This window comes from Streptomyces sp. NPDC029526 (assembly GCF_040637405.1).
Lineage (GTDB): Bacteria > Actinomycetota > Actinomycetes > Streptomycetales > Streptomycetaceae > Streptomyces.
This window is the reverse complement of record NZ_JBEZWE010000020.1, coordinates 19,128-42,153: the sequence shown is the minus strand read 5'-3', so window position 1 is coordinate 42,153 and position 23,026 is coordinate 19,128. Positions and strand designations below refer to the sequence as shown.

Annotated in this window: 28 protein-coding genes; 17 read left to right on the top strand and 11 right to left on the bottom strand. The window is 69.9% G+C overall.

Annotation, left to right across the window (positions count from 1 at the left end; all coding sequences use genetic code 11):
- Positions 1-113 precede the first annotated feature (113 nt).
- A complete protein-coding gene (locus AB0F01_RS27715; RefSeq protein ID WP_362101172.1) occupies positions 114-425 on the bottom strand; it encodes a hypothetical protein in 312 nt (103 codons plus the stop codon).
- 503 nt (positions 426-928) lie between these two features.
- Complete coding sequence (locus AB0F01_RS27710) at positions 929-1,210, bottom strand: hypothetical protein (protein WP_362101169.1); 282 nt, start codon at positions 1,208-1,210, stop codon at positions 929-931.
- A 48-nt stretch (positions 1,211-1,258) separates the two neighbouring features.
- Here AB0F01_RS27710 and AB0F01_RS27705 point away from each other — a divergent pair, with 48 nt between their 5' ends.
- The 4 genes from AB0F01_RS27705 to AB0F01_RS27690 all read left to right on the top strand — a co-directional run bounded on the left by AB0F01_RS27705 (position 1,259) and on the right by AB0F01_RS27690 (position 5,865).
- Positions 1,259-3,253: a heavy metal translocating P-type ATPase gene (locus tag AB0F01_RS27705; RefSeq protein ID WP_205076651.1), complete on the top strand. Its 1,995-nt coding sequence runs from the start codon at positions 1,259-1,261 to the stop codon at positions 3,251-3,253.
- Between the two features lie 487 nt (positions 3,254-3,740).
- Positions 3,741-4,142 carry a DUF6153 family protein gene (locus AB0F01_RS27700; protein WP_192235783.1) on the top strand — a complete coding sequence of 134 codons (402 nt, stop codon included), beginning with the start codon at positions 3,741-3,743 and terminating at the stop codon, positions 4,140-4,142.
- 119 nt (positions 4,143-4,261) lie between these two features.
- Complete coding sequence (locus AB0F01_RS27695) at positions 4,262-4,900, top strand: DUF305 domain-containing protein (protein WP_192235785.1); 639 nt, start codon at positions 4,262-4,264, stop codon at positions 4,898-4,900.
- Between the two features lie 83 nt (positions 4,901-4,983).
- Positions 4,984-5,865 carry a F510_1955 family glycosylhydrolase gene (locus AB0F01_RS27690; protein WP_205076652.1) on the top strand — a complete coding sequence of 294 codons (882 nt, stop codon included), beginning with the start codon at positions 4,984-4,986 and terminating at the stop codon, positions 5,863-5,865.
- A gap of 131 nt (positions 5,866-5,996) precedes the next feature.
- Here AB0F01_RS27690 and AB0F01_RS27685 read toward each other — a convergent pair whose 3' ends face one another.
- Positions 5,997-7,037, bottom strand: a complete 1,041-nt coding sequence (locus AB0F01_RS27685) for an NlpC/P60 family protein (RefSeq protein WP_192230449.1) — start codon at positions 7,035-7,037, stop codon at positions 5,997-5,999.
- A gap of 379 nt (positions 7,038-7,416) precedes the next feature.
- Here AB0F01_RS27685 and AB0F01_RS27680 point away from each other — a divergent pair, with 379 nt between their 5' ends.
- Entirely contained in the window at positions 7,417-7,785 is a 369-nt protein-coding gene (locus AB0F01_RS27680) for a BlaI/MecI/CopY family transcriptional regulator (protein ID WP_192230450.1), read from the top strand.
- On the top strand, positions 7,782-8,702 hold the full coding sequence (locus AB0F01_RS27675; protein WP_192230451.1) for a M56 family metallopeptidase: 921 nt from the start codon (positions 7,782-7,784) through the stop codon (positions 8,700-8,702). The genes AB0F01_RS27680 and AB0F01_RS27675 overlap by 4 nt, the downstream gene beginning before the upstream one ends.
- A 103-nt stretch (positions 8,703-8,805) precedes the next feature.
- Here AB0F01_RS27675 and AB0F01_RS27670 read toward each other — a convergent pair whose 3' ends face one another.
- On the bottom strand, positions 8,806-9,684 hold the full coding sequence (locus AB0F01_RS27670; RefSeq protein ID WP_192230452.1) for a F510_1955 family glycosylhydrolase: 879 nt from the start codon (positions 9,682-9,684) through the stop codon (positions 8,806-8,808).
- Between the two features lie 319 nt (positions 9,685-10,003).
- Positions 10,004-10,393: a four-helix bundle copper-binding protein gene (locus AB0F01_RS27665; RefSeq protein WP_192230453.1), complete on the bottom strand. Its 390-nt coding sequence runs from the start codon at positions 10,391-10,393 to the stop codon at positions 10,004-10,006.
- Between the two features lie 419 nt (positions 10,394-10,812).
- Here AB0F01_RS27665 and AB0F01_RS27660 point away from each other — a divergent pair, with 419 nt between their 5' ends.
- The 4 genes from AB0F01_RS27660 (at position 10,813) to AB0F01_RS27645 (ending at position 14,037) form a co-directional block, all read left to right on the top strand.
- The gene (locus AB0F01_RS27660; protein ID WP_239473550.1) at positions 10,813-11,193 is read left to right on the top strand and encodes a DUF6153 family protein; all 381 of its coding nucleotides are present in this window, start codon (positions 10,813-10,815) and stop codon (positions 11,191-11,193) included.
- Between the two features lie 81 nt (positions 11,194-11,274).
- The gene (locus tag AB0F01_RS27655) at positions 11,275-12,855 is read left to right on the top strand and encodes a multicopper oxidase family protein (RefSeq protein WP_192230454.1); all 1,581 of its coding nucleotides are present in this window, start codon (positions 11,275-11,277) and stop codon (positions 12,853-12,855) included.
- A gap of 282 nt (positions 12,856-13,137) precedes the next feature.
- Positions 13,138-13,278: a hypothetical protein gene (locus AB0F01_RS27650; protein WP_205076654.1), complete on the top strand. Its 141-nt coding sequence runs from the start codon at positions 13,138-13,140 to the stop codon at positions 13,276-13,278.
- 3 nt (positions 13,279-13,281) lie between these two features.
- Positions 13,282-14,037 (top strand): cytochrome c biogenesis protein CcdA, encoded by a 756-nt coding sequence (locus AB0F01_RS27645; RefSeq protein ID WP_192230456.1) that lies wholly within the window; start codon positions 13,282-13,284, stop codon positions 14,035-14,037.
- A 365-nt stretch (positions 14,038-14,402) separates the two neighbouring features.
- On the opposite strand, the gene AB0F01_RS27640 is transcribed toward AB0F01_RS27645, so the two are convergent.
- Complete coding sequence (locus AB0F01_RS27640) at positions 14,403-14,849, bottom strand: hypothetical protein (protein ID WP_362101159.1); 447 nt, start codon at positions 14,847-14,849, stop codon at positions 14,403-14,405.
- Here AB0F01_RS27640 and AB0F01_RS27635 point away from each other — a divergent pair.
- Together AB0F01_RS27635 and AB0F01_RS27630 are read left to right on the top strand one after the other, a co-directional pair.
- Complete coding sequence (locus AB0F01_RS27635; RefSeq protein WP_192230458.1) at positions 14,848-15,183, top strand: hypothetical protein; 336 nt, start codon at positions 14,848-14,850, stop codon at positions 15,181-15,183. The two genes, AB0F01_RS27640 and AB0F01_RS27635, sit on opposite strands and share 2 nt — an antisense overlap.
- A 118-nt stretch (positions 15,184-15,301) precedes the next feature.
- A complete protein-coding gene (locus AB0F01_RS27630) occupies positions 15,302-15,532 on the top strand; it encodes a DUF6207 family protein (RefSeq protein ID WP_225610750.1) in 231 nt (76 codons plus the stop codon).
- A 21-nt stretch (positions 15,533-15,553) separates the two neighbouring features.
- Here AB0F01_RS27630 and AB0F01_RS27625 read toward each other — a convergent pair whose 3' ends face one another.
- The 4 genes from AB0F01_RS27625 to AB0F01_RS27610 form a co-directional block, all read right to left on the bottom strand.
- Positions 15,554-16,171, bottom strand: coding sequence for an HNH endonuclease family protein (locus AB0F01_RS27625; RefSeq protein WP_318653143.1), 618 nt, complete (start codon positions 16,169-16,171; stop codon positions 15,554-15,556).
- 462 nt (positions 16,172-16,633) lie between these two features.
- On the bottom strand, positions 16,634-16,957 hold the full coding sequence (trxA, locus tag AB0F01_RS27620; RefSeq protein WP_192230461.1) for a thioredoxin: 324 nt from the start codon (positions 16,955-16,957) through the stop codon (positions 16,634-16,636).
- Positions 16,958-16,987: 30 nt separating this feature from the next.
- Positions 16,988-17,968: a thioredoxin-disulfide reductase gene (gene trxB, locus AB0F01_RS27615; protein ID WP_192230462.1), complete on the bottom strand. Its 981-nt coding sequence runs from the start codon at positions 17,966-17,968 to the stop codon at positions 16,988-16,990.
- Positions 17,965-18,378 (bottom strand): arsenate reductase ArsC, encoded by a 414-nt coding sequence (locus AB0F01_RS27610; RefSeq protein WP_192230463.1) that lies wholly within the window; start codon positions 18,376-18,378, stop codon positions 17,965-17,967. Before AB0F01_RS27610 ends, trxB begins: the two co-directional genes overlap by 4 nt.
- Before the next feature lie 88 nt (positions 18,379-18,466).
- Here AB0F01_RS27610 and AB0F01_RS27605 point away from each other — a divergent pair, with 88 nt between their 5' ends.
- The 4 genes from AB0F01_RS27605 (at position 18,467) to AB0F01_RS27590 (ending at position 21,568) form a co-directional block, all read left to right on the top strand.
- Complete coding sequence (locus AB0F01_RS27605) at positions 18,467-18,775, top strand: metalloregulator ArsR/SmtB family transcription factor (RefSeq protein ID WP_192230464.1); 309 nt, start codon at positions 18,467-18,469, stop codon at positions 18,773-18,775.
- A complete protein-coding gene (gene arsB, locus AB0F01_RS27600) occupies positions 18,772-19,866 on the top strand; it encodes an ACR3 family arsenite efflux transporter (RefSeq protein ID WP_192230465.1) in 1,095 nt (364 codons plus the stop codon). Before AB0F01_RS27605 ends, arsB begins: the two co-directional genes overlap by 4 nt.
- Complete coding sequence (locus AB0F01_RS27595; RefSeq protein ID WP_192230466.1) at positions 19,863-20,924, top strand: ArsO family NAD(P)H-dependent flavin-containing monooxygenase; 1,062 nt, start codon at positions 19,863-19,865, stop codon at positions 20,922-20,924. Before arsB ends, AB0F01_RS27595 begins: the two co-directional genes overlap by 4 nt.
- A gap of 341 nt (positions 20,925-21,265) precedes the next feature.
- Positions 21,266-21,568, top strand: a complete 303-nt coding sequence (locus AB0F01_RS27590; RefSeq protein ID WP_225610751.1) for a hypothetical protein — start codon at positions 21,266-21,268, stop codon at positions 21,566-21,568.
- On the opposite strand, the gene AB0F01_RS27585 is transcribed toward AB0F01_RS27590, so the two are convergent.
- A complete protein-coding gene (locus AB0F01_RS27585) occupies positions 21,528-21,953 on the bottom strand; it encodes a heavy metal-responsive transcriptional regulator (RefSeq protein WP_192230467.1) in 426 nt (141 codons plus the stop codon). The genes AB0F01_RS27590 and AB0F01_RS27585 overlap by 41 nt on opposite strands.
- A 90-nt stretch (positions 21,954-22,043) precedes the next feature.
- Between AB0F01_RS27585 and merB the strand changes: the two genes are divergently transcribed.
- Positions 22,044-23,021 carry an organomercurial lyase gene (gene merB / locus AB0F01_RS27580; RefSeq protein WP_192230468.1) on the top strand — a complete coding sequence of 326 codons (978 nt, stop codon included), beginning with the start codon at positions 22,044-22,046 and terminating at the stop codon, positions 23,019-23,021.
- The last annotated feature ends 5 nt before the right edge of the window (positions 23,022-23,026 follow it).

Genomic DNA, 23,026 nt, shown 5'->3' with positions numbered 1-23,026 from the left:
GTGCTTCTCCTGCGACCGCAGCCGCCGGGGCGGCAGTCGGTCCTACGTGAGGGAAAGAGACCTGGCCGGGTGCTGGGCCGGAACCATGGGGGATGGCTCGGCCACGGGTCCGATCAGGTCCGCCACACGCCGAAGCAGGCCCGCGTCTGCCCGGTGGATGGCAGGCCGGGCACGAGGGCCAAGAACTGCAGGGCGGGAGCTTCCGGTGGTAGTTGAGCGCCGAGGTGCTCGGCGGCCGGGGCGTCGTGGACCGCGGGCACGGCAACGGCGATCACTCGTGTGGCCTGGGCCGTCGGCTCGTCCATCCCGCAGCAGTGCGCACCGCTGTTGTGCGCCGGAGCTGTCTGCTGATCCGTCATCTGTGCCGGCTCATGCACCTGCCCGTACGTGGTGGAGGCCAGCAGCAGGGAATCTGCGCGTCCCACTGCACCGGCTGTCGGCCCGTGCGCGCACGCCAGCACGTGCACAAGCGCGGCCAGGATCACCAGAAGCGCCGCTCCGGTACAAGCTGCGGAGCGGCTGCTCTGAGACGTCGAGCCAGGCCGCATAAACGCAAAGAGTAGCCACTCATGCACTCAACGTTCCTTCGAGGCGGTTGGGTCGACGCCACGGCTGCCATGCCCCTGGCTGTGAGGAGCCCCGCGCCGCCTGGAACGTACGCGCCTTGGATGCGTGCGGGAGGGGCATCTCCCGTCGTTGAGGATCACCGCATCGAGTGACCCCGGAGGGTCCGGTCGCCGAATCAGATCCCCCTGTGGGGCGTCGGTTGACTGCTGGCTGTCCACCGTCGCCCGGCGGGTCGGCCTGTCCAGGCTCTCGTGGGCTTGCGCGGAGTGCCCCCGGGGGCGACCGGCCCACGAGCTGCATCCACCCTCCGCCCCTGAGAGAGGGCGGAATGATTTGAGACCCAGTAGGGAATGCGAGCCGTTCACGCACGCTTTAGACTAATACCCCCCAGGGGTATTAGCAGGGTGTCCCGGCCGCAGGGCCGCCCAGAGAGGAAGCGATGAGCACGCCCCATTTCGACCATGGAACGGACCCAGGCATGCGGGGTGGGCAACACGATCACGCAAGGGAAGCTGCGCACGGTCAGGTGCCCGAGCACGACCGGCACGGCGGGGTCGACACCGATGCCCTGCGTGATCACACTCACGGCGGGCACACAGGCCAGGACCAGCACGCCGGTCACGGCACGGCTCACACCGGTCATGCCGACCACGGTGACCACATCGGGCAGTTCCGCCGGCTTTTCTGGATCATGCTCGTCCTCGCGGTTCCCACGGTGCTGCTCAGTCCGATGTTCGCCATGCTCCTGGACTATGACCTGCCGGATGTTCCCGGGCTCACCTGGGTCTCGCCAGTCCTGGGTACCGTGATCTACGTCTGGGGCGGCCGGCCGTTCCTGACCGGAGCCGTCAGCGAACTCAAGGCCCGCAAACCCGGGATGATGCTGCTGATCGGCATGGCCATCACCGTGGCCTTCCTCGCTTCCTGGGGCGCCACGCTGGACGTCCTGTCCCATGAGCTGGAGTTCTGGTGGGAGCTCGCTCTCCTGGTCGTGATCATGCTGCTCGGTCACTGGATCGAGATGCGCTCCCTCGCCCAGACCTCCTCCGCACTGGACTCCCTCGCCGCCCTTCTGCCCGACGAGGCGGAGAAGGTCGACGGCAACACCGTCGTCACCCTCGCCCCCTCGGAACTCCAGCTCGGTGACATCGTCATCGTCCGCCCCGGCGGCCGTGTCCCGGCCGACGGCGAAGTGGTCGACGGAGGAGCCGACGTCGACGAATCGATGATCACCGGCGAGTCCAAGCCGGTGCGGCGCGAGACCGGCGACCAGGTCGTCGCCGGCACGGTCGCCACCGACAACGCGCTGCGGGTGCGGATCACCGCCGTCGGGAACGACACCGCCCTCGCGGGCATCCAGCGCCTGGTCGCCCAGGCGCAGTCCTCCTCCACCCGCGCCCAGCGCCTGGCCGACAAGGCCGCCGGCTGGCTGTTCTGGTTCGCCCTCGGCGCCGCAGTGATCGCCCTGACCGCCTGGCTGCTCCTCGGCACGCCCGAACAGGCATGGATCCGCGTGATCACGGTGCTGGTCATCGCCTGCCCCCACGCCCTGGGCCTGGCGATCCCGCTGGTGGTCTCCATCGCCACGGAGCGCGCCGCCAAGGGCGGGGTGCTGGTCAAGGACCGGCTGGCGCTGGAGCAGATGCGCACCGTCGACGCCGTCCTCTTCGACAAGACCGGCACCCTGACCGCCGGCCGGCCCGCCCTCACCGGCATCACCACGACCGGAGCCCGCGGCGAGGACGAACTGCTGGCCCTGGCCGCCTCCGCCGAGTCCGACAGCGAGCACCCGCTCGCCCGCGCCATCCGCGAGGCCGCAGCCGAACGAGGTCTCACCGTCCCGCCGGCCGCGGACTTCCACGCCTCAGCTGCCGTCGGCGTGCGCGCCACAGTCGACGGCCGCACCGTCGCCGTGGGCGGCCCTGCCCTGCTGACCGAGTCCGACCGGGACGCGCTGCCGGCCACAGGAGAATGGTCCGCGCGCGGCGCCACGGTGCTGCACGTTCTCGTCGACGGCGACGTCGCCGGCGCACTGGCCCTGGACGACGAGATCCGGCCCGAATCCCGCGAGGCCGTCGACGCCCTCCACCAGCTCGGCGCGCACGTGGTGATGATCACCGGCGACGCCGAACCGGTCGCCCGCGCTGTGGCCGACCGGCTCGGCATCGATCAGGTCTTCGCCCAGGTCCGGCCGGAGCACAAGAGCGAGAAGGTCGCCGAGCTCCAGCGCCAGGGCCGGGTCGTGGCCATGGTCGGTGACGGCGTCAACGACGCCCCGGCACTGGCCCAGGCTGATGTCGGCATCGCCATCGGCGCCGGCACGGATGTCGCGATCGCCTCCGCCGGGGTCATCCTCGCCTCCGACGACCCGCGGTCCGTGCTGTCGGTCATCCAGCTCTCCCGCGCCTCGTACCGCAAGATGAAGCAGAACCTGTGGTGGGCCGCCGGGTACAACCTTGTCTCCGTGCCCCTGGCCGTCGGTGTGCTCGCTCCCATCGGTTTCGTCATGCCCATGGCTGTGGGTGCGCTGCTGATGTCACTGTCCACCGTCGTGGTGGCGATGAACGCCCAGCTTCTGCGGCGTCTCGATCTCAGCCCCCAGGCCAGTGTCAGCGCCGTGCGCGACGCCCCGCCCGTGCGTGGCGAGCGCATCGACCGGGAGGAGCCAGCCCTCGTGCACCACTGAGCCGGGGGTCGCCCTTCTGGCCGTCGGTCAGGCAGGCGAGCACCGTGCCACGCGAAGTGAGCGCCCGGCGACGGCGGTTTCGCCTCATCTGTTCTGCTAAGGGCGAGGGCCGCCGTGGCCGGGGGAGTGCGGCAGCGGCCGCGGCGTGCTTGGGTGGGGACGACGTGGGGGCCCGGGGCCGCGAAGAGGGGGACCTTCCGCACGGACCTGCCGATCGTGTGGCCGGGTCCATGCCCTGTTTTACTCGGTGCAGGACAACACGTCGCCGAACTTCTCTTCCACGGAAAGCACCTCCGGCCTGCGCGACGCCCTGGCCTCTGAGGCAGCGCCGGCCGCGACCCGGCAACAAGCGGCCGCGTCGGCCAGACGGCCCTCGTGAACCAGCAGCAGGATCCCCTTCGATCGCTCGTGAAACCCGCGACCGCCGGACTCGGCTCCCCTGTGAGGAACTCAAACGCCAGTGGGGGATGTCTCGTACGATGGGGCCGTGACCGGAAGCACCCGTTCAGACAGCCGCCCCTCCGGGCGGCTGTTCGTGCTGCTGGTCTTGGCGGTGCTGGCCGGTGTGCTGGGCATGCACGGCTTGGCGCCCGGCGGGGGTCTGGCCCCGCAGACAGTGGCCGGTCACGAGATGGCGGCGGCAGTTGCGCACGAGGTGCCGCACGCGGACGGGGGATGCACGCACACGGACGGCGGGGCAGGCCACATCGATCACGCCGACGGAACGTGTGCGGCCGCCGGCACGAGTTCGGCGTACACCCCTCCGGCGCTCGCTGGCACGGTGCTGGACGCCCCCGCAGCCCTTTCCCCCACGGTGGCGATCACCGGCTCGCTCCCTGATGGCCGGGCCCCGCCCGACCTGTCCGAGCTGCAACTTCTGCGGATATAGAGAGGCCCGCTCGGCACCCCCTTGTGCCCGGTGATGACCGGTGACGGGTGCCGTGCTGTCGCACGCCCCCCATCCGTGACCCGCGCGCCGTAAACGGCGCGTCAAGGAGTTGCACCACCATGATCCGTAAGCGTTCGCTCATCCGCCGCACTGCCACCCTCGCCGCCGCCGGTGCGGCAGCGCTCGTCCTGGCCGCCTGCGGCGGCACCGACGACGAGGGCAGCTCGGCTGCCGGGCACGGCGACCACAACACCACCGCTTCCTCGTCCGCATCGGCGCCGACGTCGCAGGGGAAGCACAACGCGGCCGACGTGGCCTTCGCGAAGGGGATGATTCCCCACCACCGCCAGGCCGTCGAGATGGCCGACCTCGCACCTGACAGGGCTCAGTCGGCCGAGGTGAAGAAGCTCGCCGCCGACATCAAGAAGGCCCAGGACCCGGAGATCAAGAAGCTGTCCGGGTGGCTGACCTCCTGGGGCGAGGAGGTACCCGCCGAGGGCGCCATGGATCACTCCATGCACGGCATGGACGGAATGATGACGGCCGAGGAGATGACCGAGCTCGAGAACGCCTCGGGCAAGGCGTTCGACACCGCCTTCATGGAGATGATGATCAAGCACCACGAAGGCGCGGTCGAGATGGCGAAGACCGAGCAGGCCGACGGCGCCTACGCTCCGGCCAAGAAGATGGCCGAGGAGATCATCGCCTCGCAGAGCGCGGAGATCGAGCAGATGAACGAGCTGCTCGGCAAGAACTGACCTGCTCCCTGACCGCGACGGGGCGGGCGCCAAACAACGCGCCCGCCCCGCCCGACCATCTTCCTCCGGCTTGGACACCACCAATGACTTGCGCACACATACGGCGCCGGGCCCGGCACGCCGCGTACTTCCTAGCTGCCACCGGGCTGTTGCTGGCGGCCTGCTCCACCCCCGCCACGAACCAGCAGCAGACAGTGCCCGATCCGGGAACCGGCCACCTGCACGGCCTGGGCGTCGACCCGGCTGACGACGCCGTCTACGCCGCCGGCCACCACGGTGTCTTCCGCCTCGAGGGCGGGACCACGACCCGGGTGGCCGACCGCTACCAGGACACCATGGGCTTCACCGTCACCGGTCCGTCCACCTTCCTGGCCAGCGGCCATCCCGCCCCGGCCGACCCCGACGCCCGCCCCCCGCACCTGGGCCTGATCCGCAGCACGGATGCCGGCAGGACATGGCAGACCCTCTCCGCCGAGGGACAGGCCGATTTCCACGCCCTCCAGCAGGCCGGTGACACGCTCTACGGTTTCGACAGCCAGAGCGGAAAGGTGTGGGCCAGCACCGACGACGGCCGCACCTGGGACATACGCGCCAGCCTGCCGTTGCTCGACCTTGCCGTCCATGCCGACAGCTCCGCGACGGTGTGGGCGGCCACCGGCAAGGGCCTTGTCCACAGCACCGACGGCGCACGCACATTCCAATCCGTCCCCGGGGCCCCGGCTCTGGTGGCGGTCGACGAACCGGAGTCCGGGCTGCTGGTCGCACTGACCGTGGACGGCCGCCTGGTCACCAGCCGAGGCGGCCAGACATGGACCGAACAGGGACGCCTGCCCACCAGGGGTGAGCCAACGGTGCTCACCGCCGCAACCCCCCTCCATCTGCTCGCCGCCGACAGCACCGACATCATCTACGAATCCACCGATGGTGGTCACACCTGGACCACGCTCCACCGGCCGTACAGCTAGGTGTGCTGTCCGGACAGGTTGGTGACGCGGCTGGCTGGGGTGTGGAGTCCGGCCAGGTAGAACGTGGCGGTCCTCTCGTAGGGGGTGCCTTCGCGGTGCTGGAGCGGGCTGCTGCGTCACCAAGGCCCGGCTCAGCCGACCCGCACGCCCCACATGAATGGCATGCCGCTGGTACTGATCGCCTCATAGCGCACGACGGCGCCCGGCTTGGGGGCGTGGAGAATCTGCCCGTTGCCCGCGTAGAAGCCGACGTGGCTGAGGTCAGTGCGCATGATGATGAGGTCGCCAGGTTTCAGTTCGCTCAGGGAGTTGATCCGGGTGCCGATGCTGGCCTGGGCCTGGGAAGTTCGAGGGATGGAGACGCCCGCCTGATTGAAGGCCCAGGAGGTCAGCCCGGAGCAGTCGAAGGAGTTCGGCCCCGTGGCGCCCCAGACATAGGGCATGCCGACCCGGGACTTGGCCGCCGCGAAGGCGGCGGCCGCGCGCTGCGAACCGCTGGCCTCGTTACCCAGTTCGACCCGCTCGCTGGCACGGTTCGCCCGCTCCTCTTCGGCGGCGATCTTCGCGCGCTCCTTCGCCGTCAGCGTGTTGAGGAGCTTTTGGGCCTGGGAGAGCTTGCCCTGGATCTCCTCCTTCTTTTCCGTGAGCTCCTTGCGTGTGCTCCCAAGATCCGCGAGCTTCTTTGAGGCCTCCTCGCGCTGCTGGAAGAGCGTTCGCTGCTTGGCCTGAATCTTCTTGAGCGTGCTGAGCTGCCGACTGCTGAGCTGGTCCAGGACAGACGCTTTGTCCAGGAAACTGTCGGGGTCGGAAGAGAGGAAGAGCTGCACGGAGGGGTCCACCCCGCCGCTGCGGTACTGCGCGGTGGCGAGCGACCCCAGATCGTCCCGCAGTGTGTTCAGCTCGTCCTGGCCGCGGGCCACTGTGTCCTGCAGGTTGTCGATCTGCTTCTGAAGTTTGTCGTGCTTCTCTTTGGCGCCGTTGTACTTCTCGGTCGCCTGGGTGGCCTGCTCGTAGAGCCGGTCGACCTCCGCCTTCACCCCTTTCTTGTTGGGGTCCGGCAGGGGATCGGCCTGGGCCGACTGCGCGGTGAGGGCTACTACCGCAGCGGCGGCAGTAGTGAGCACGGTCGTGCGGGCGCGGGTGGGCTGCTTGGGACGACGGTGGGACGCCACGAGGGCGAGCTCCTTCTTCCTCGGCCGCCTGCCGGACATGGATTCCCGGCTCCGCGTGACCTCCACGGACTCGGCGGTACCCCCGCCGCCACCCCGGATGGGCGGCCGACCGTGCGAAGGCTCGGAGACGGATACTAGCCAGCTAAACAACTTAGCTGCAATCCAGTGGGCTGCCAGAACGCGGCAAGGTGTTAATAGGCGGCTATCCCCCTGAAATCGGCACCCTGATGAGGTTCCCAGCCTTCGGCACATAGCTAAGGTACTTAGCTATGTGTCGATCATGGTCCCTCGCAGGACAACCACGGCCACCAGGACCGGGCTACTACGATGAACCCGTGCCGGTCCGGCACCGTCGGCAGTCCAGGGCGGAGGAAAACACGTGCGGCCACTGGGTGAGCTGGAGGCGGAGATCATGACCCGCCTGTGGGCCTGGGGTCGCCCGGCCACCGCACGAGACCTTCTCGCGGACCTCACCAGGACCCGCCCCCTCGCCTACAGCACCGTCAAGACGGTCGCCGAGATCCTGTACCGCAAGGGCATGCTCCGACGACAGAAAGAAGGACGGGCCTGGCGGTATGAGCCCACCGGCACCCGCCAGCAGTACACCGCAGCGCTGATGCGCGACGCGCTGGGCGACAACCCCGACCCCGCCGGCACACTTCTGAGCTTCGTTGAGCGGATGTCACCGGACGAGGTGGAGGCGCTCCGCTCGGCCCTGCGGGTGGCCCAGCGGAGAAACCCGACGTGACAGCGGCCCTGGTGCTCGCCGGTTACGCCCTCCTGATCGGTGCCGTCGCCCCCACCGCGCTGGCTCGGGCCCGGTGGGCCCACCACGCCCCCCAACTGGCGATCCTTGCCTGGCACGGACTGATGGCGACGTTCGTCATCACCATTGCACTGACCCTCTATCACGTCGCCCTGAAGGAACCGCACGTCCACGACGGGCTGCTCGGCCTGCTCACCGCCTGCGGTCTGCTCCCGGGCGCCGCACTCTTCGGTCCAGCACCGCACACCGCCCCCGAGCCTGCCGCCCTGCTGCTGCCGGCCCTCGCCGTACTGCTCCCTGCCGGCTGGTTCCTGCGCACGGTCTGGCGCACCCGGCGCGCCCAGCGACGCCACCTGGCCATGCTCGCCATGGTGGGACGTCCTTCCATCGAGCACAATGCCGTCGTCGTCGACCACGACACCCCGGCCGTCTACTGCCTGCCCGGACGCTCTCGCCAGGTGGTCGTGACCAAAGGAGCGATCAACACTCTCTCCCACGAACAGCTGAGGGCCGTGCTCGCACACGAGCGAGCCCACATCACTGGTCGGCACCATCTGTGCCACGCGGCCGTCGAGGCATTCGCACACGCCTTCCCGAAACTGCCGCTCGCACGGCACGCCCGCGAGCAGACCGCCCTGCTGCTGGAGATGGCCGCAGACGACCAGGCGCTGCGCACCCACTCCCGAGAAACCCTGGCTACCGCGATGTGCGAGGTGGCAGCAGGTCAGACGCCCCGGGCTGCCTTCGGCGCAGGCGGGCCCAGTGCGGCCGTTCGGCTGCACCGCCTCCTCACCCCGGAAGCCACGCCGCACCGTGCGACGCGGCTGGCCATCGTCGGCTGCGCCGTCGCAGCCCCCCTGCTACCGCTGCTCATCGCCTGTGGTCTGCTTGTGGGCTAACAGCGGCATCGAGGTCGTGCGGCGGACCGGTGCCGTTCGCTTCCTCCGACCCCCACGGCTGCCGTAGAGCGAGCCGGGTGACGGGCACCCGCCTGGCGCAGGGTTAGTGGCCGCTGTCCGACATCGCAAGGCGCCGGGTGAAGGTCTTGCCGCCATCCTCGGACTCGTAGACGCCGCCGGCGGTGGCTGCCAGAACATGGTCGGAGCCGACCGCGGTCAGAGCCTGGGGCTGCCCGCCCGGCACGGTGCCGGTCTTGGTCCAGCTCTTGCCGCCGTCAGGGCTACGGTGCAGCGCGCCGTCGAGGTCTACCCCGTACAGCTCGCCCTGCTCGGCCCAGGACAGGAAAGCCATGACCGGCCTGGCGCCGTCTGTGAAGGTTTTGCCGCCGTCAGTGCTCTGCGCGACGCCGTTCTCGGTGGTGGCCAGAACGGTGCCGGGAGACTCGGGGCTGACGGCGATGTCCAGGGCGGCCAGTTCGGCGCCATCCTCCCAGTTCTTGCCGTCCTTGCTGACGCGCAGCAGTCCATTGGTGCTGTCGTAGCCGTAGATGGTGCCGTGCGCCCACTCCAAGGCGTGGAAGTCGGCCTGGCCGGCGAGGGAGAGGGTCTGCCAGGTCTTCCCGGCGTCGGTGCTCTTGATCAGGCCGCGGTTGGCGTGGTCGCCGCTGCCCGAGGCGGGGTGGCCGCTGCCGAGGAAGGTGTCGGCCCCGGTGACGGTGAAGCCCATGTAGTCGGCGCTGTCCCCCATGCGCTTGGCCGATCCGTTGCCGTCCACGGCGATGATGCCGTGGTGGGAGGCGATGTAGAGCTTTTCGTCGCCGGGGTTGATGCCCAGCCCGTGGACGTGGCTGATCTCGATGCCGGACGTGGGGGACTGCTCGGTGGAGGAGCCTTCGGGGGTGTCCGAGCCGGCGGAGCAGCCGGTCAGGACGGCCGCCAGCAGGGTCGCCGCAGCGATCGTGGAACGGAAGCGGACAGACATCAAGATCCTCGCGTTGGTGCGGTGTGAGACCGGCCGAGCCAGGCTGGTAATGGCCGGGTCGGGGCGGGCTCGCGTCCGAAGCCAACCTAGACGGCTCGTTGTCCTGGTCTGTGCAAGGGTGCGCAGATGGCCACTGGATCCCCGTCACGGGAGGACGTCCCGTCGTGGCCACTGCAGGGATCGATGCCCTGCCCTCGCCGGGCTGCTCAGTTCGACGACGCTTCGGCTCGGACCGCCGCCATGGCCACGGGGTGAGCTGCCGCAACGCCTCCGTCGCGGCAGCTCACCCCCCACTGCTGAATCCGTGGCCAGCAAGAGATCAGCCCAGGACGGCGAGAAGTTCGTTGCACGCCTGCTCACAGCGACGGCACGCCTCGGCGCAGATCCGGCAGTGCTCGTGCATGTCAGCGTGACGCTCGCATTCCTCCGCACAGGACTTGCAGACCATGGCGCAGGCCTGGAGCTGGGCACGGGAGATGTTGGCGTCGTAGCCGGTGTGCCGGGAGAGGATCCTGCCGGTGACCTCGCAGAGGTCCGAACAGTCCAGGTTGGTGCGGATACATTTGCGCAATTCGGCGATCATGGCTTCTGACAGGCAGGCGTCCGCGCAGGCCGTGCAGGCCTGCGCACAGTCGAAGCATGCGGTGATGCAGCGTTCGAGTACCTCGCGGTTGACGCCGCCAAGGTCAGCCGGATAGATCCGCAGCATGTCGCCACACCCGTAGGGCGAGGACAGCGGTTGGTCGGTGCACAGCGAGAACGAGAACCACAGTCGGAGCGACGGCTGTTAGCCGCCGAAGCCGGCCACAAAACGCTGCGCGGCCGTGGACCTTCTTGGCGCCGCCCCACACGCGTGATGCGTGGCCCTTCCCGCGGTAGTGCAACTTGGTGATCAGCCTCCTGTCCCGCCGTCGCGGTTAAATGCGTGAACGCGAGCCCGCCTGGGAGGCCGCAGGCACCGCCCGCGGGCCAGAAGACAGATCAGAGCTTCTACCAGGCACAACCATGACCAGCCCGCAACTCGGTTACCCCGCCGGGGTATCCTCCGGGCAAGGTCCGCAGACAGGGAGGCACGCAGTGAGGACGGGGAGGCGAAGGTGCGTAGCCTGGGCCGTCCGTCTGGCCCTGTTGTTCGCCGTACTGTTCGGCGTCGTCACGATGCACTCCTTCGGCCACCCCACCCAGCCGCCCTCCTCGCACAGCAGCGCGTCTTCCGCTGAGCCGGTGTCCGACATCTCCGCCGACCACGTCGCCCATGCCACACCGAACACCTCCGTCGGCATGCCGACAACGGATGACTCATCCCCCGGCACGGTGCTGGACCCGCTGTCGGTGTGCCTGGCCGTGCTCGCTGTGTGGACCGCCGCCCTGTTGACCGCCGTATGCCTCTCGCGCCGGGCCGTCGACCGTCTGGGCGCTGCCCGGCGGAGCCTCCTGCGTGCCCTGTGGCCGGTACCTCCCCCCGGAGGCCGGATACTCCTCGCCCGGTTGTCGGTATTGCGCCTGTAGGAGCGCGCCCCGCCGCTCCCCATATGGGGCGGCCACCGTTTCCTCCTCACGTATCGACATCGACACGAGGTGCACTCACTCATGCGTACAACCACCCGCCGCGCTGTGCTCGGCGCAGGAATCGCCATGGCCGGCAGCGGCCTGCTCACCGCCTGCGCCGGCTCCTCCAACCAGGCTGGCCGCGATACCAAGCCCTCGTCCGGGCCCGGGGGCGACTACGTCTCGCCGGACGACCGGGAGGTCGCCGACGCCGAGGCCATGCGGAACCCCGGCCCCGAACGGAAGGTGAAGCTCACCGCGGCCCGCACCCGGATCGACCTGGGCGGTCGCACGGTCGGCACCTGGGCCTACGGCGACCGGCTGCCGGGGCGGGAGGTCCGCGTCACCGCCGGGGACACCCTCGCCCTCACCCTCGCCAACCACCTGCCCGAGCCGACCTCCGTGCACTGGCACGGGCTGGCGCTGCGCAACGACATGGACGGCGTCCCCGACCTGACGCAGCGGCCGATCAAGGCCGGGGCCTCCTTCGAGTACCGCTTCGCCGTCCCGCACCCGGGCACCCACTGGTTCCACCCGCACTCCGGCGTGCAGCAGGACCGCGGGCTGTACGCGCCACTGATCGTGGAGGACCCCAGAGAGCCGCTGCGGTACGACAAGGAGTGGGTCGTCGTCCTGGACGACTGGGTCGACGGGGTGGACGGCAGCACCCCGGACGCCGTGCTCGCCGAGCTCAGCCAGGGCATGGGCGACATGGACCACGGCGGCCATGACAGCCATGGCACGAGCGGTATGTCAGCATCCGGCGAGAAGTCGCCGTCCCCCGGAGCCTCCGGCCCATCTCGGATGCTGATGGGCTCGCACAGCGATCTGCTGGGAGAGGACGCGGGCGATGTCGCATACCCGTACTACCTGGTCAACGGCCGTACTGCCGAGGCCCCGGAGAGCTTCCGCGCCAAGCCCGGTGACCGCATCCGGATCCGGATCATCAACGCGGGCGGCGACACGGCGTTCCGGGTCGCGCTCGGCGGCCACGAGATGACCGTGACGCACACCGACGGCTTCCCCATCGAGCACGCGACGACAGACGCACTGCTGCTCGGCATGGGCGAACGCTACGACGTCCTGGTCACCGCCCAGGACGGCGTCTTCCCGCTGGTCGCCCTCGCCGAGGGCAAGAAGAAGACGGCGATGGCCCTGCTGCGCACCGGCGGCGGCTCCGCACCGGAGCCCTCCGTCCGCCCGGCCGAACTGTTCGGCAAGGTGCTCACGGCCGACCGGCTCACGGCCGACAAAAGCGTGCGCCTGTCCGAGCGCAAGCCGGACCGGACGGTGAAGCTGAGCCTGACGGGTGGCATGGCGAAGTACGACTGGGGCTTCAACGGCAAGAAGTATGACCCCTCACACCGCCACCCGGTCCGCGCCGGCGAGCGGGTCCGCCTGGTCTTCACCAACACCACGACGATGTGGCACCCCGTCCACCTGCACGGCCACACATTCGCCCTCGCAGGCGGCGGCCCCCGCAAGGACACCGCCATCGTCCTGCCGGACGAGACTCTCACCGTCGACTTCGACGCGGACAACCCCGGCCTGTGGATGGTCCACTGCCACAACGTCTACCACGCCGAGGCAGGCATGATGACCGTCCTCGGCTACCGAAGGTAGCGACGCCCCGGACGGTATCTGCGCACCCGCCCACCGGCCTGCCCCGGCCCGGCCCGGCTGCGTCACGCCACCTCGGTGGCAGCCCTCCGCCACAGGGTGGCGACTGCCGCGCCGGGCCTTAGCGACCGTCCGCTTCCTGTCTTCTCTCCCACCGAATCTGCAGAGGTGCCTGCTGTGCCGCATTTCCCACTCGTTTCCGGCTGTTCCGGCATACCACGGTGCACCGCCGTTGCCGCCCCGACGGCCGCATCCCGCAACAGCCAGCGCCTGACGCAGCCGGCGGTGGAAGACCGCACGGTGGTGCTGGAACGTCGGCGCGAGACGCCGACCGGCAAGCCGATCAGTCACCCCGAACACTGCGGCAAGCCCCTGGGAACCAACGTGCGAGGTTCATCGGACGACCCGGTCCTCAAGGAAGGCTGAGGCATGCTGCTGGCTCTCGATCTCAACGGCACCGTACTGAGCGGTTCGGTGCTGCTGGCCATCCCGATCGCCGCGCTGGCCGGGCTGGTGTCCTTCTTCTCCCCCTGCGTGCTGCCGCTGGTGCCCGGCTACCTGTCCTACGTCACCGGCATGACCGGGGCAGACCTCGCCGAGACCCGGCGCGGCCGCATCCTGGTCGGCACGCTGCTGTTCCTGGCCGGGTTCACCGCCGTGTTCGTCTCCTTCGGCGCCGCCTTCGGCTACGCCGGGAATGCCCTGCTGGAACACCAGGACATTCTCATCCGGGTGCTGGGTGCGGTGACCATCCTGATGGGCCTGGCCTTCATGGGCGTCATACCGTGGCTGACCCGGCGGGAGTTCCGCATTCACACCAGGCCGGCTGCCGGGCTGGTGGGCGCGCCGATGCTGGGAGTGCTGTTCGGGATCGGCTGGACCCCGTGCATCGGCCCGACCCTGGCCGCCGTGCAAGCCTTGGCGTTCAGCGAGGCGAGCGCCGAGCGAGGGGCACTTTTGACAGTGGCGTACTGTCTGGGGCTGGGCGTGCCGTTTCTGGTGGCGGGGCTGGCTTTCCGCAAGGCGATGGGCGTCTTTGCCTGGGTCAAGGCCCACTACCGGTGGGTCATGTGGGCTGGTGGCGGCATGATGGTCGCCACCGGTGTGTTGATGGTCACCGGCATCTGGGGCTACTTCATCAGCTATATGCAGTCCTGGACGGCCGACTACACCATCGGCATCTGAACCCCACCGGGTGTGCCAGTACGACCGCAGCCGCTCCTATCCGATCGGCGGGAAGGACCGTGGTCGAGGTGAGGAACGTGCACGCGACTGAGCCTCTTACGTCTGCTCGATGCCCCCACGACCTCCTCGAGCCCGTCTCCTGCCTTCTCGACGCACCAAGCGTGCACCGCGTTCCTCTTGGTGGTGACTCCCCGCCCACCAGGAAGCCTGGCACAATCCCGACAGCATCCTGTGCGACTGCCCGTCGAAGTTCCTCTGGACGGAGGCGATGACCGGGCTCAGGAGCAGAACCCCCAGCGGAGTAAAGGCCCCGGCGGCGAAGAGGACGCCAATGCCGCACCCGGCAGCGGATCTTGGAATTTCAGTCATGGTGGCGAGGCCGGGGCCCGCCGGTGCCCGGAGCGGTGCGGCGGATGATCGGAGGCCTCCCCGCGCGGCTCGTGTTCCGAGGCGGCGCGGGGACGAAGTCCGGCCAGGGCGACCGTGACGAGGCGGAGTGCCGCAGCCTGGGACGACAGGCCGCCGGCCGCGGTGAGGGCGTGCAGACAGAAGCTCGCGAGTTCGCCAGGCGGGACGTCGTCGCGGACGCTGCCGTAGCGTGCACCGTCGGCCAGCAGGCCCTCGATCATGCTGTGGAGCTGCCCCTGGGCCCGGGTGTTCTGTGGGTGGCAGTGGAGAAAGGCCGCCAGACCACTTTCGTCCCGACGGCGGTCCGGTTGCCCTGATTGACGATGTCCGCGCGCAGATCGACATGGTCCGCAGGATGAATGCGATCGAGAAGGAACGAGCTGGCGGCTGATCGCATTGTCCATGGCGACCTGCGGGCCGACAGCATGGTTCGACCACTACCTTGGCGTGATCTTCGTGGACTGGGCACACGTCACCTCCGGCCCGGCCTGCATCGGCGCCGCCTTCCTAGCCCCGCAGAGCATCCTCGCCGGACACCTGCCCGCAGACGTCGCCCGCCTGCTCCGCGACCAGCCCGCCGACGCCAGCCGCCCCGCCACTACCACCGCGTTCCTCGCCGCGCTCACTGGCCACTGGCACCGCAACGCCCGCCAGCCCGCACTCCCGGTGCTCACGGACTGCGCGCCTACCAGCACGGCACCGCGGCCGCCGGGCTTGCCCTCCTCGGCTGCCGCCTGAGCTAACACGGCAGCTGTTCCGGCCGCGCCGCGTGCACCTTTCCGCTTTCCGGGGTCTCGCTCGGGTGAATTCGACCTCGGGAGAGAACTTGGTCCGGGCTGGGTGCGTCGTGCCGGTCATGGAAGCGATCAACGATGTGCATGTGTCCGAGCCGGGTCTGGTTGTGGTCGATGTCGCCGCAGCCGACGACGAGACCGCGTTCGCGTTTCACGCGGCCCTGTCCGCGCGGTGGGCGACGACGTCGGTGGAGCGCACTACCAGGGATGCCGGCCAGGCGGGTGTGCGACTGCGCTGCTACCTCGACCTGCGTCAGCCTGTGACGGAACCCGCCGGGACGGGCGGGCCCTGACGGTGCGCCGGGCGGGAAGGGCTACCGGGCGAGGGTGATCGTGACGGGCTGGTTCGGGCAGTTCGTGGTGGCCCGGGTCAGGGTGTCGCGTTCGGTCTCGTCGGCGGTGAGCTGCCAGCGCAGTTTGGTGGCGATCCAGTCGGTGAGGTACTGGCAGTGGTACGGCTGGTACGGGGGCAGCCACTCAGCCGGGTCCTTGTCGGCCTTGGAGCGGTTGGTGGCCGCGGTGACCGCGATCAGGGAGCGGTCGTCTCCGAGGTCGTTGGCGTAGGCCTCACGCTCGGCAGTTGTCCAGGTGGAGGCGCCGGAGTCCCAGCTCTCCGCCAGCGGGACCAGGTGGTCGAGGTCAAGGGCGCCGGGGGAGTTGACGTAGGTGTTGCTGTAGGCGCTGTACCACTGGCCGCCGGACAGCTTGCAGCCCGCGGCCTGCTCCGGAGCGATGACCGCTTCGACCTTCAGTACCTCGTTGCGGGTGTTGCAGCCGTCCCGGTCGGCGTCGACCCAGTGCTTGAATGCGCTGCGCTGGTAGCCGGCGCGGCTTTCCGCTGCGACGGGCAGCGCGGTGATGGCGTCGGCCAGCGGCAGGGTCAGGGTGTCGCCCTTCTTGCCGAGCGGGCCGTCGGCGTAGGCAGGTGTGATGGGAGCGGCTACGGCAGCGGCAGCGGCTGCGATGGAGATGAGGGCGCGCACAGCGGGGTCCTTCCGGAAGATCCGACGAGACGAGTCGTGATCTTCGTAGTGGGAGGACGCCTGACCAGGAGGCAGATCCGCCTGGGGTTCACTCCGGGGTCTGAAAAGTCAGACCAGCGGCCCAGCACTCGAACGTGACGGCTCCGACTGGTCCTGCATGGTGCACAAGGGCTCACATTCCTACCGTGTGCCCGGGGTGCGGAGGCTTCCGTATGGACGGCTTCTTCGGGCGCCGCAGCCCCTGACTCGGTGAACTACGGCGGCCTGAACAGGTGCGCGCGATCCTGTACTCGGCGGTCGGCGCCCTGCGGCGGACGCCCTCGACCGGGTGTAACCCCGCACCCGCACCAAGCCCATGACGAGGGACCGGCCCCTGCGGGGGCCGGTCCCTCGTCATGCGCGGTTGACAGCTCAGCCGAGATAGTCGGCCAGGTCGCGCTCCAGCGCGGCTTTCGGCTTGGCGCCGACGATGGTCCGGGCGACCTCGCCGCCGACGTAGACGTTCATCGTGGGGATGGACATCACGCCGTACCTCGCGGCGGTGCCCGGATTCTCGTCGATGTTCAGCTTGACGATCTCGATCTTGTCGCCGTGCTCGGCGGCGATCGCCTCCAGGGAGGGGGCGAGCTGCCGGCAGGGACCGCACCAGGCAGCCCAGAAGTCGACGAGCACGGGCTTGTCGCTCTTCAGGACGTCCTGGTCGAAGGAGTCGTCGGTGACGTTCTTGAGAGCCATGTCTTTCCTCCTGCGCGTGGGGCGGATGCCTCAGACGGCGACGGCCACGGCCTCGACCGGTGCGGGCACGTCGGCGAGGGCCGCCAGGTACCGCTCGGCGTCCAGCGCGGCCGCGCAGCCGGAGCCGGCAGCGGTGACGGCCTGGCGGTATGTGTGGTCGACGACGTCACCCGCGCCGAAGACGCCGGGGATGTTCGTCCGCGTCGAGGGGGCCTCGACCTTGAGGTAGCCCTCGTCGTCCAGTTCCAGTTGGCCCTTGAACAGCTCGGTCCGAGGGTCGTGGCCGATCGCGACGAACAGGCCGGTCGCGGCCACCTCGCGGGTCCGGCCGGTGACGGTGTCGCGCACGCTCAGGCCAGACAGCATGCCGTTCTCCTCGTGGAGTTCGGCGACCTCGCTGTCGAACAGGAAGGAGATCTTGTCGTCGGAGAAGGCGCGGTTCTGCATCACCTGAGAGGCGCGCAAGGTGGACCGGCGGTGCACGATCGTCACGGACCTGGCGAAGCGGGTGAGGAAGGTGGCTTCTTCCATCGCGGTGTCGCCGCCGCCGACGACCACGATGTCGCGGTCGCGGAAAAAGAAGCCATCGCAGGTGGCGCACCAGGACACACCCCGCCCGGACAGCGTTTCCTCGTTCGGCAGGCCGAGCTTGCGGTACCCGGAACCGGTCGCGACGATCACCGTGCGCGCCCGGTGCACGGTCCCGACGGTGTCGGTGACGGTCTTGAGGTCGCCGGTCAGGCCGACGGCGACGATGTCGTCCTCGACGATCTCGGCACCGAACCTTTCGGCCTGCGCCCGCATGTTCTGCATGAGATCGGGGCCGTCGATGCCCTCAGGGAAGCCGGGAAAGTTCTCGACCTCGGTGGTCGTGGTGAGGGAGCCGCCGACAGAGACGGCGCCGCCGAAGACGAGCGGCTCGAGGCTCGCGCGGGCGGTGTAGAGGGCGGCGGTGTATCCGGCGGGGCCGGAGCCGATGACGATGACGTCGCGCACTTCAGCGTTGTTCATGCCGTCTTCCCCGGCGCGATCTCCTCGACCAGGCCCTCGACCAGCTTCTTGATCTCGTCACGGATCGGGCGGACGGCCTCGACGCCTTGGCCGGCCGGGTCGTCCAACGTCCAGTCCAGGTAGCGCTTGCCGGGGAAGACCGGGCAGGTGTCGCCGCAGCCCATGGTGATGCAGACGTCCGACTCCTTGACCGCGTCGATGGTCAGGACCTTCGGGGTCTCGGCGGAGATGTCGATGCCGACCTCGCGCATGGCCTCGACGGCGGCCGGGTTGACCTGGTCGGCGGGCGCGGAACCGGCGGAGCGGACCTCGACGCGGTCCCCGGCCAGGTGGCTCAGCCACGCGGCGGCCATCTGGGAGCGGCCCGCGTTGTGGACACAGACGAAGAGCACGGAGGGCTTGTCGGACATCAGAGGTCTCTCTTGTCGCATGGGATCAGGTGCACGTGAGGTCAGCACCCGATGGTGTCAGCCACCACTGATGTGAGAGTATCAGCCCATGATGACGTCAGTCGACACTGACCTGATTCGGGTGCTGGCCGACCCGCTCAGGCTCCGAATCGTGACCCTGCTGGCCCAAGAGACGCTCTGCACCACCCACCTGGTGGAGGAGACCGGCGCCCGGCAGACCAACCTGTCCAACCACCTGAGGGTGCTGCGCGAGGCCGGGGTGGTGGAGACCGAGCCGTGCGGCCGGTACACGTACTACAAGGTGCGCCCCGACGTCCTCGCCCAGCTTGCCGGCCGGTTCGCCGACCTGGCCGAGTCCGCCCGTACCGCCGCCGAGAACAAGAGGGCCTGTCCGTGACCCGCACCGAAGCATCCGCGACCACCGGCGTGGAGACGTCGATCGCCGCGAAGATGTCGACCCTCGACCGCTTCCTGGCCGTATGGATCCTGCTCGCTATGGCCGTCGGCCTCGGGCTCGGGCGGATGATCCCCGGACTGAACGACGCCCTGGCCAAGGTGGAGATCGGCGGCATCTCCCTGCCGATCGCCATCGGCCTGCTGATCATGATGTACCCGGTGCTCGCCAAGGTCCGCTACGACAGGCTGGACGCGGTCACCGGCGACCGCAAGCTGATGGTCTCCTCGCTGGTCGTCAACTGGCTCGTCGGCCCGGCGGTGATGTTCGCCCTGGCCTGGATCTTCCTGCCGGACCTGCCCGAGTACCGCACCGGCCTGATCATCGTCGGGCTGGCCCGCTGCATCGCCATGGTCATCATCTGGAACGACCTGGCCTGCGGCGACCGCGAGGCCGCCGCCGTGCTCGTGGCGCTGAACTCGGTCTTCCAGGTCCTGGCGTTCGGCCTGCTCGGCTGGTTCTACCTCGACCTGCTGCCCGGCTGGCTGGGCCTGGGCAACGGCGAGCGCCTCGACATCTCCATGTGGGAGATCGCCCTCAATGTCATCGTCTTCCTGGGCGTGCCGCTGCTGGCCGGCTTCCTCACCCGCCGGATCGGCGAGAAGAAGATGGGCCGTGAGCGGTACGAGGACGGCTTCCTGCCGAAGATCGGCCCCTGGGGGCTGTACGGCCTGCTGTTCACAATCGTCATCCTCTTCGCCCTGCAGGGCAAGACCATCACCTCCCAGCCGCTGGACGTCGCCCGCATCGCGCTGCCGCTGCTGGTCTACTTTGCCGCGATGTGGTTCGGCACCTTCGCCCTGGGCAAGGCGATCGGCCTGACCTACGAGCGCACCACCACGCTCGCGTTCACCGCCGCCGGCAACAACTTCGAGCTCGCCATCGCGGTCGCCATCGCCACCTTCGGCGTCACCTCTGGCCAGGCCCTGTCCGGCGTGGTCGGCCCGCTGATCGAGGTGCCGATCCTGGTCGGCCTGATCTACGTGTCCCTGGCCTGGCGCAAGAAGTTCACCACCGCGCAGCCGGGTTCATGACGCAGAGCACGGATGTGGTGGTAGTCGGCGGCGGCCAGGCAGGGCTCGCCGCCGGCTACCACCTGCGCCGCCAGGGCCTCGACTTCACTGTCCTCGGCGCCGATCCGGCGCCGGGCGGTGCCTGGCAGCACATGTGGGACTCGCTGCACCTGTTCTCCCCGGCCGACCACTCCTCGCTGCCCGGCCGGCTCATGCCCACCCAGCCCGGCGAGACCTACCCGGATGCCGGGCACGTGGTGGACTACCTCGTCGACTACGAGAAGCGCTACGACCTGCCCGTCCAGCACGGCACCCGCGTGGGCGCTGTGCGCCGTGACGGCGACCGGCTCCTGGTCGAGGCCGACACCGGCACCTGGCGGGCCCGGGCAGTGGTCAGCGCGACCGGCAGCTGGTCGCGGCCCTTCCTTCCCGCCGTCCCCGGCCGCCACCTCTTCGCCGGGCGGCAGCTGCACACGGTCAACTACCGCCGCCCGGCCGACTTCGCCGGACAGCGCGTCGTCGTGGTCGGCGGCGGCAACTCCGGCGCCCAGATCGCCGCCGACCTCGCCCTGGACGGCCACGTCGAGGTGACGTGGGCGACCCGGCGCCCGCCCCGCTTCCTGCCCGACGACATCGACGGCCGCATCCTGTTCGACGTCGCCACCGCCCGCCGCCGCGCCCTGGACGAGGGCCGCGGCGACACCGGCGGGGTCGCCTCCCTCGGCGACATCGTCGCCGTCCCGCCGGTCCGCGCCGCCCGCGACGCCGGACTCCTGACCGCGAGGCCGATGTTCCCCCGGCTCACCGCCACCGGCATCCGGTGGGCCGACGGCAGCCGGTCGGACGCGGACGCGATCGTCTGGTGCACCGGCTTCCGGCCCGCCCTGGCGCACCTCGCCCCGCTGAACCTGCGCGACGAGCGCGGGCACATCGCCACCGACGGCACCCGCGCGGTCGGTGAACCGCGGCTGCACCTGCTCGGCTACGGCGACTGGACCGGCCCGGCCTCCGCCACCCTGATCGGCGTCGGCCGCCCGGCACGTGAGGCGGCCCGCCAGATCCGCGACCTGCTGATCTGACACCCCGCCCGGCTACTCTGACGTGCCGGGCCTTGAAGGGGATGTCGCGCTGCCCGTCTGGTCATGCCGGGGAGGACACGTGGAGACAGCAAGGAACATGGCGTTCGACCGGCGCGCGGTCCACGACGAGCTGGAGCGGGTGCGCATCGAGTTCCGTCAACTGCTCGAGTCGGCCACCCACGCGGATCTGTTACGGGCCAGCGAGGGAACGCGGTGGACCGACGAACAGCTACTGTTTCACATGCTGTTCGGCTATCTCCTCGTCCGCCCCCTGCTGCTCGTCTTCGCTGTGTTCGGGCGGCTGCCGCTGAGCGCGAGCCGCCTTTTTGCACGGCTGCTGGATGCCGCGACCGGCCCGTTCGACCTGGTCAATTATGTGGGCCCGGTCGGCGGGGCGCGGCTGCTCGGGCGCCGCCGCATGGCGGGGGCTGTTCGACCGCGTCATCGCCGACCTGCACCGGCGGGTCGAGGCGGAGTCGCCGGCCCACCTGGCGCGGCGGATGCACTACCCGTGCCGGTGGGACCCGTTCTTCCGGGACGTCATGATCGTCGCCGACCTCTACCGCTATCCGGCCCGGCACTTCGACTTCCACCGGCGCCAGCTCACTCTGCCGCCCCCTCTGTCCGAGACCACGCAGGGGTGAGGATGGTGCAGATGTCATCCGCTCTGCAGGCGGCCGGGTCGGTGGTGGCGGCGCGGCCGGCGAGGGCCTGCACGGCCTCACGGGTGGCGGTGAGTTCGGCCATGCGCCGGTCGATGTCTGCCAGGTGCTCGTCGATCAGCGCCGTGACGTGAGTGCAGGGGGCGTAGCCGTCGTCGCGCAGGGCCAGGACCGAGCGGATTTCAGCGAGGGTGAGGCCGGCACGCTGGGCGTCGCGGATGAACGCCAGACGGGTGACGGTGTGGTCGGGGTAGTCGCGGTAGCCGCCGGGGGTGCGGGGCGGTGGTGGCAGCAGGCCGCTGTCCTCGTAGAAGCGGATGGTCTTGGTCGTCAGCCCGCTGCGGGCGGCGAGGTCGCCGATGCGCATACCTCCCAGGCTAGCCCTTGACCTTCCAGCGCACTGGAAGGTCTACGGTCGCCGTGTATGCGAGGCGAAGGTCCGGGAGGAATGCGAGACATGCGGATCACGGTGCTGACGGTGGCGGACTGCCCGAACGCCGGGATCGCCCTGGAACGGGTCACCGCCGCCCTGGACGGCCGGCCGGCGCGGGTCGAGGTGATCGAGGTGACGGACGAGGCGGAGGCCGCCCGGCGGGGCATGTACGGTTCACCGACGGTCCTGATCGACGGCACCGACCCGTTCGCGCCGCCCGGCGTGGTGCCGAGCCTGTCCTGCCGCCTGTACCGGGACGCGGACGGCACCGTCTCCGGGGCGCCGAGCGAGGCCGCCTTGCGTCAGGCCCTGGCCGGGGCGACCCGCAGCGGACAGGACTGCGCGGGGTCGGACTGCTGTGCTCCGCAGGCCCTGGATGTGGTCGGCAGGGCTGGCCGGGGACGGCGCGCACCCGATGAGCGGGGCCTGCGGGTGGTGCACCAGCTGGTGCTGCGCACCTTCGTGGCCACCGGCACCGCGCCCGCGCCGGCAGCCGTCGAGGCGGTGGCTTCGGCGGCCGGCCGGAGTGCCGGCGAGGTGCTGGCCGAGCTGGCGGACGAGGACTTCCTCACCCTGGACGGCACCGGGCGGATCCGTGCGGCGTACCCGTTCTCCGCCGTCCCCACCCGTCACCGGGTCCGCATCAGGGGCGGTGCGCAGGTGTGGTCGATGTGCGCGATCGACGCGCTCGGCATCCCCCCGATGCTCGAGGCGGACGCGGTGATCTCCTCCACCGACCCGGTGACCAAAGAGCCTGTCACCGTCACGGCGACGGCCGGAGTCCTGCATTGGGAGCCCGCGGGCATGGTGGTGTTCGTCGGCCAGCGGCCCGGGGAAGGCCCGGCGGCCACCGCCTGCTGCGACGCGCTGAACTTCTTCACCGGCGACAAGACCGCGCGCACCTGGATGCGGGCGCACCCGGAGGTGCCCGGCCGCGTGGTGAGCCAGACCCAGGCCGAGGAGATCGCCCGGCAGACGTTCGGCCCTCTGCTCGCCTCCTGACGGCG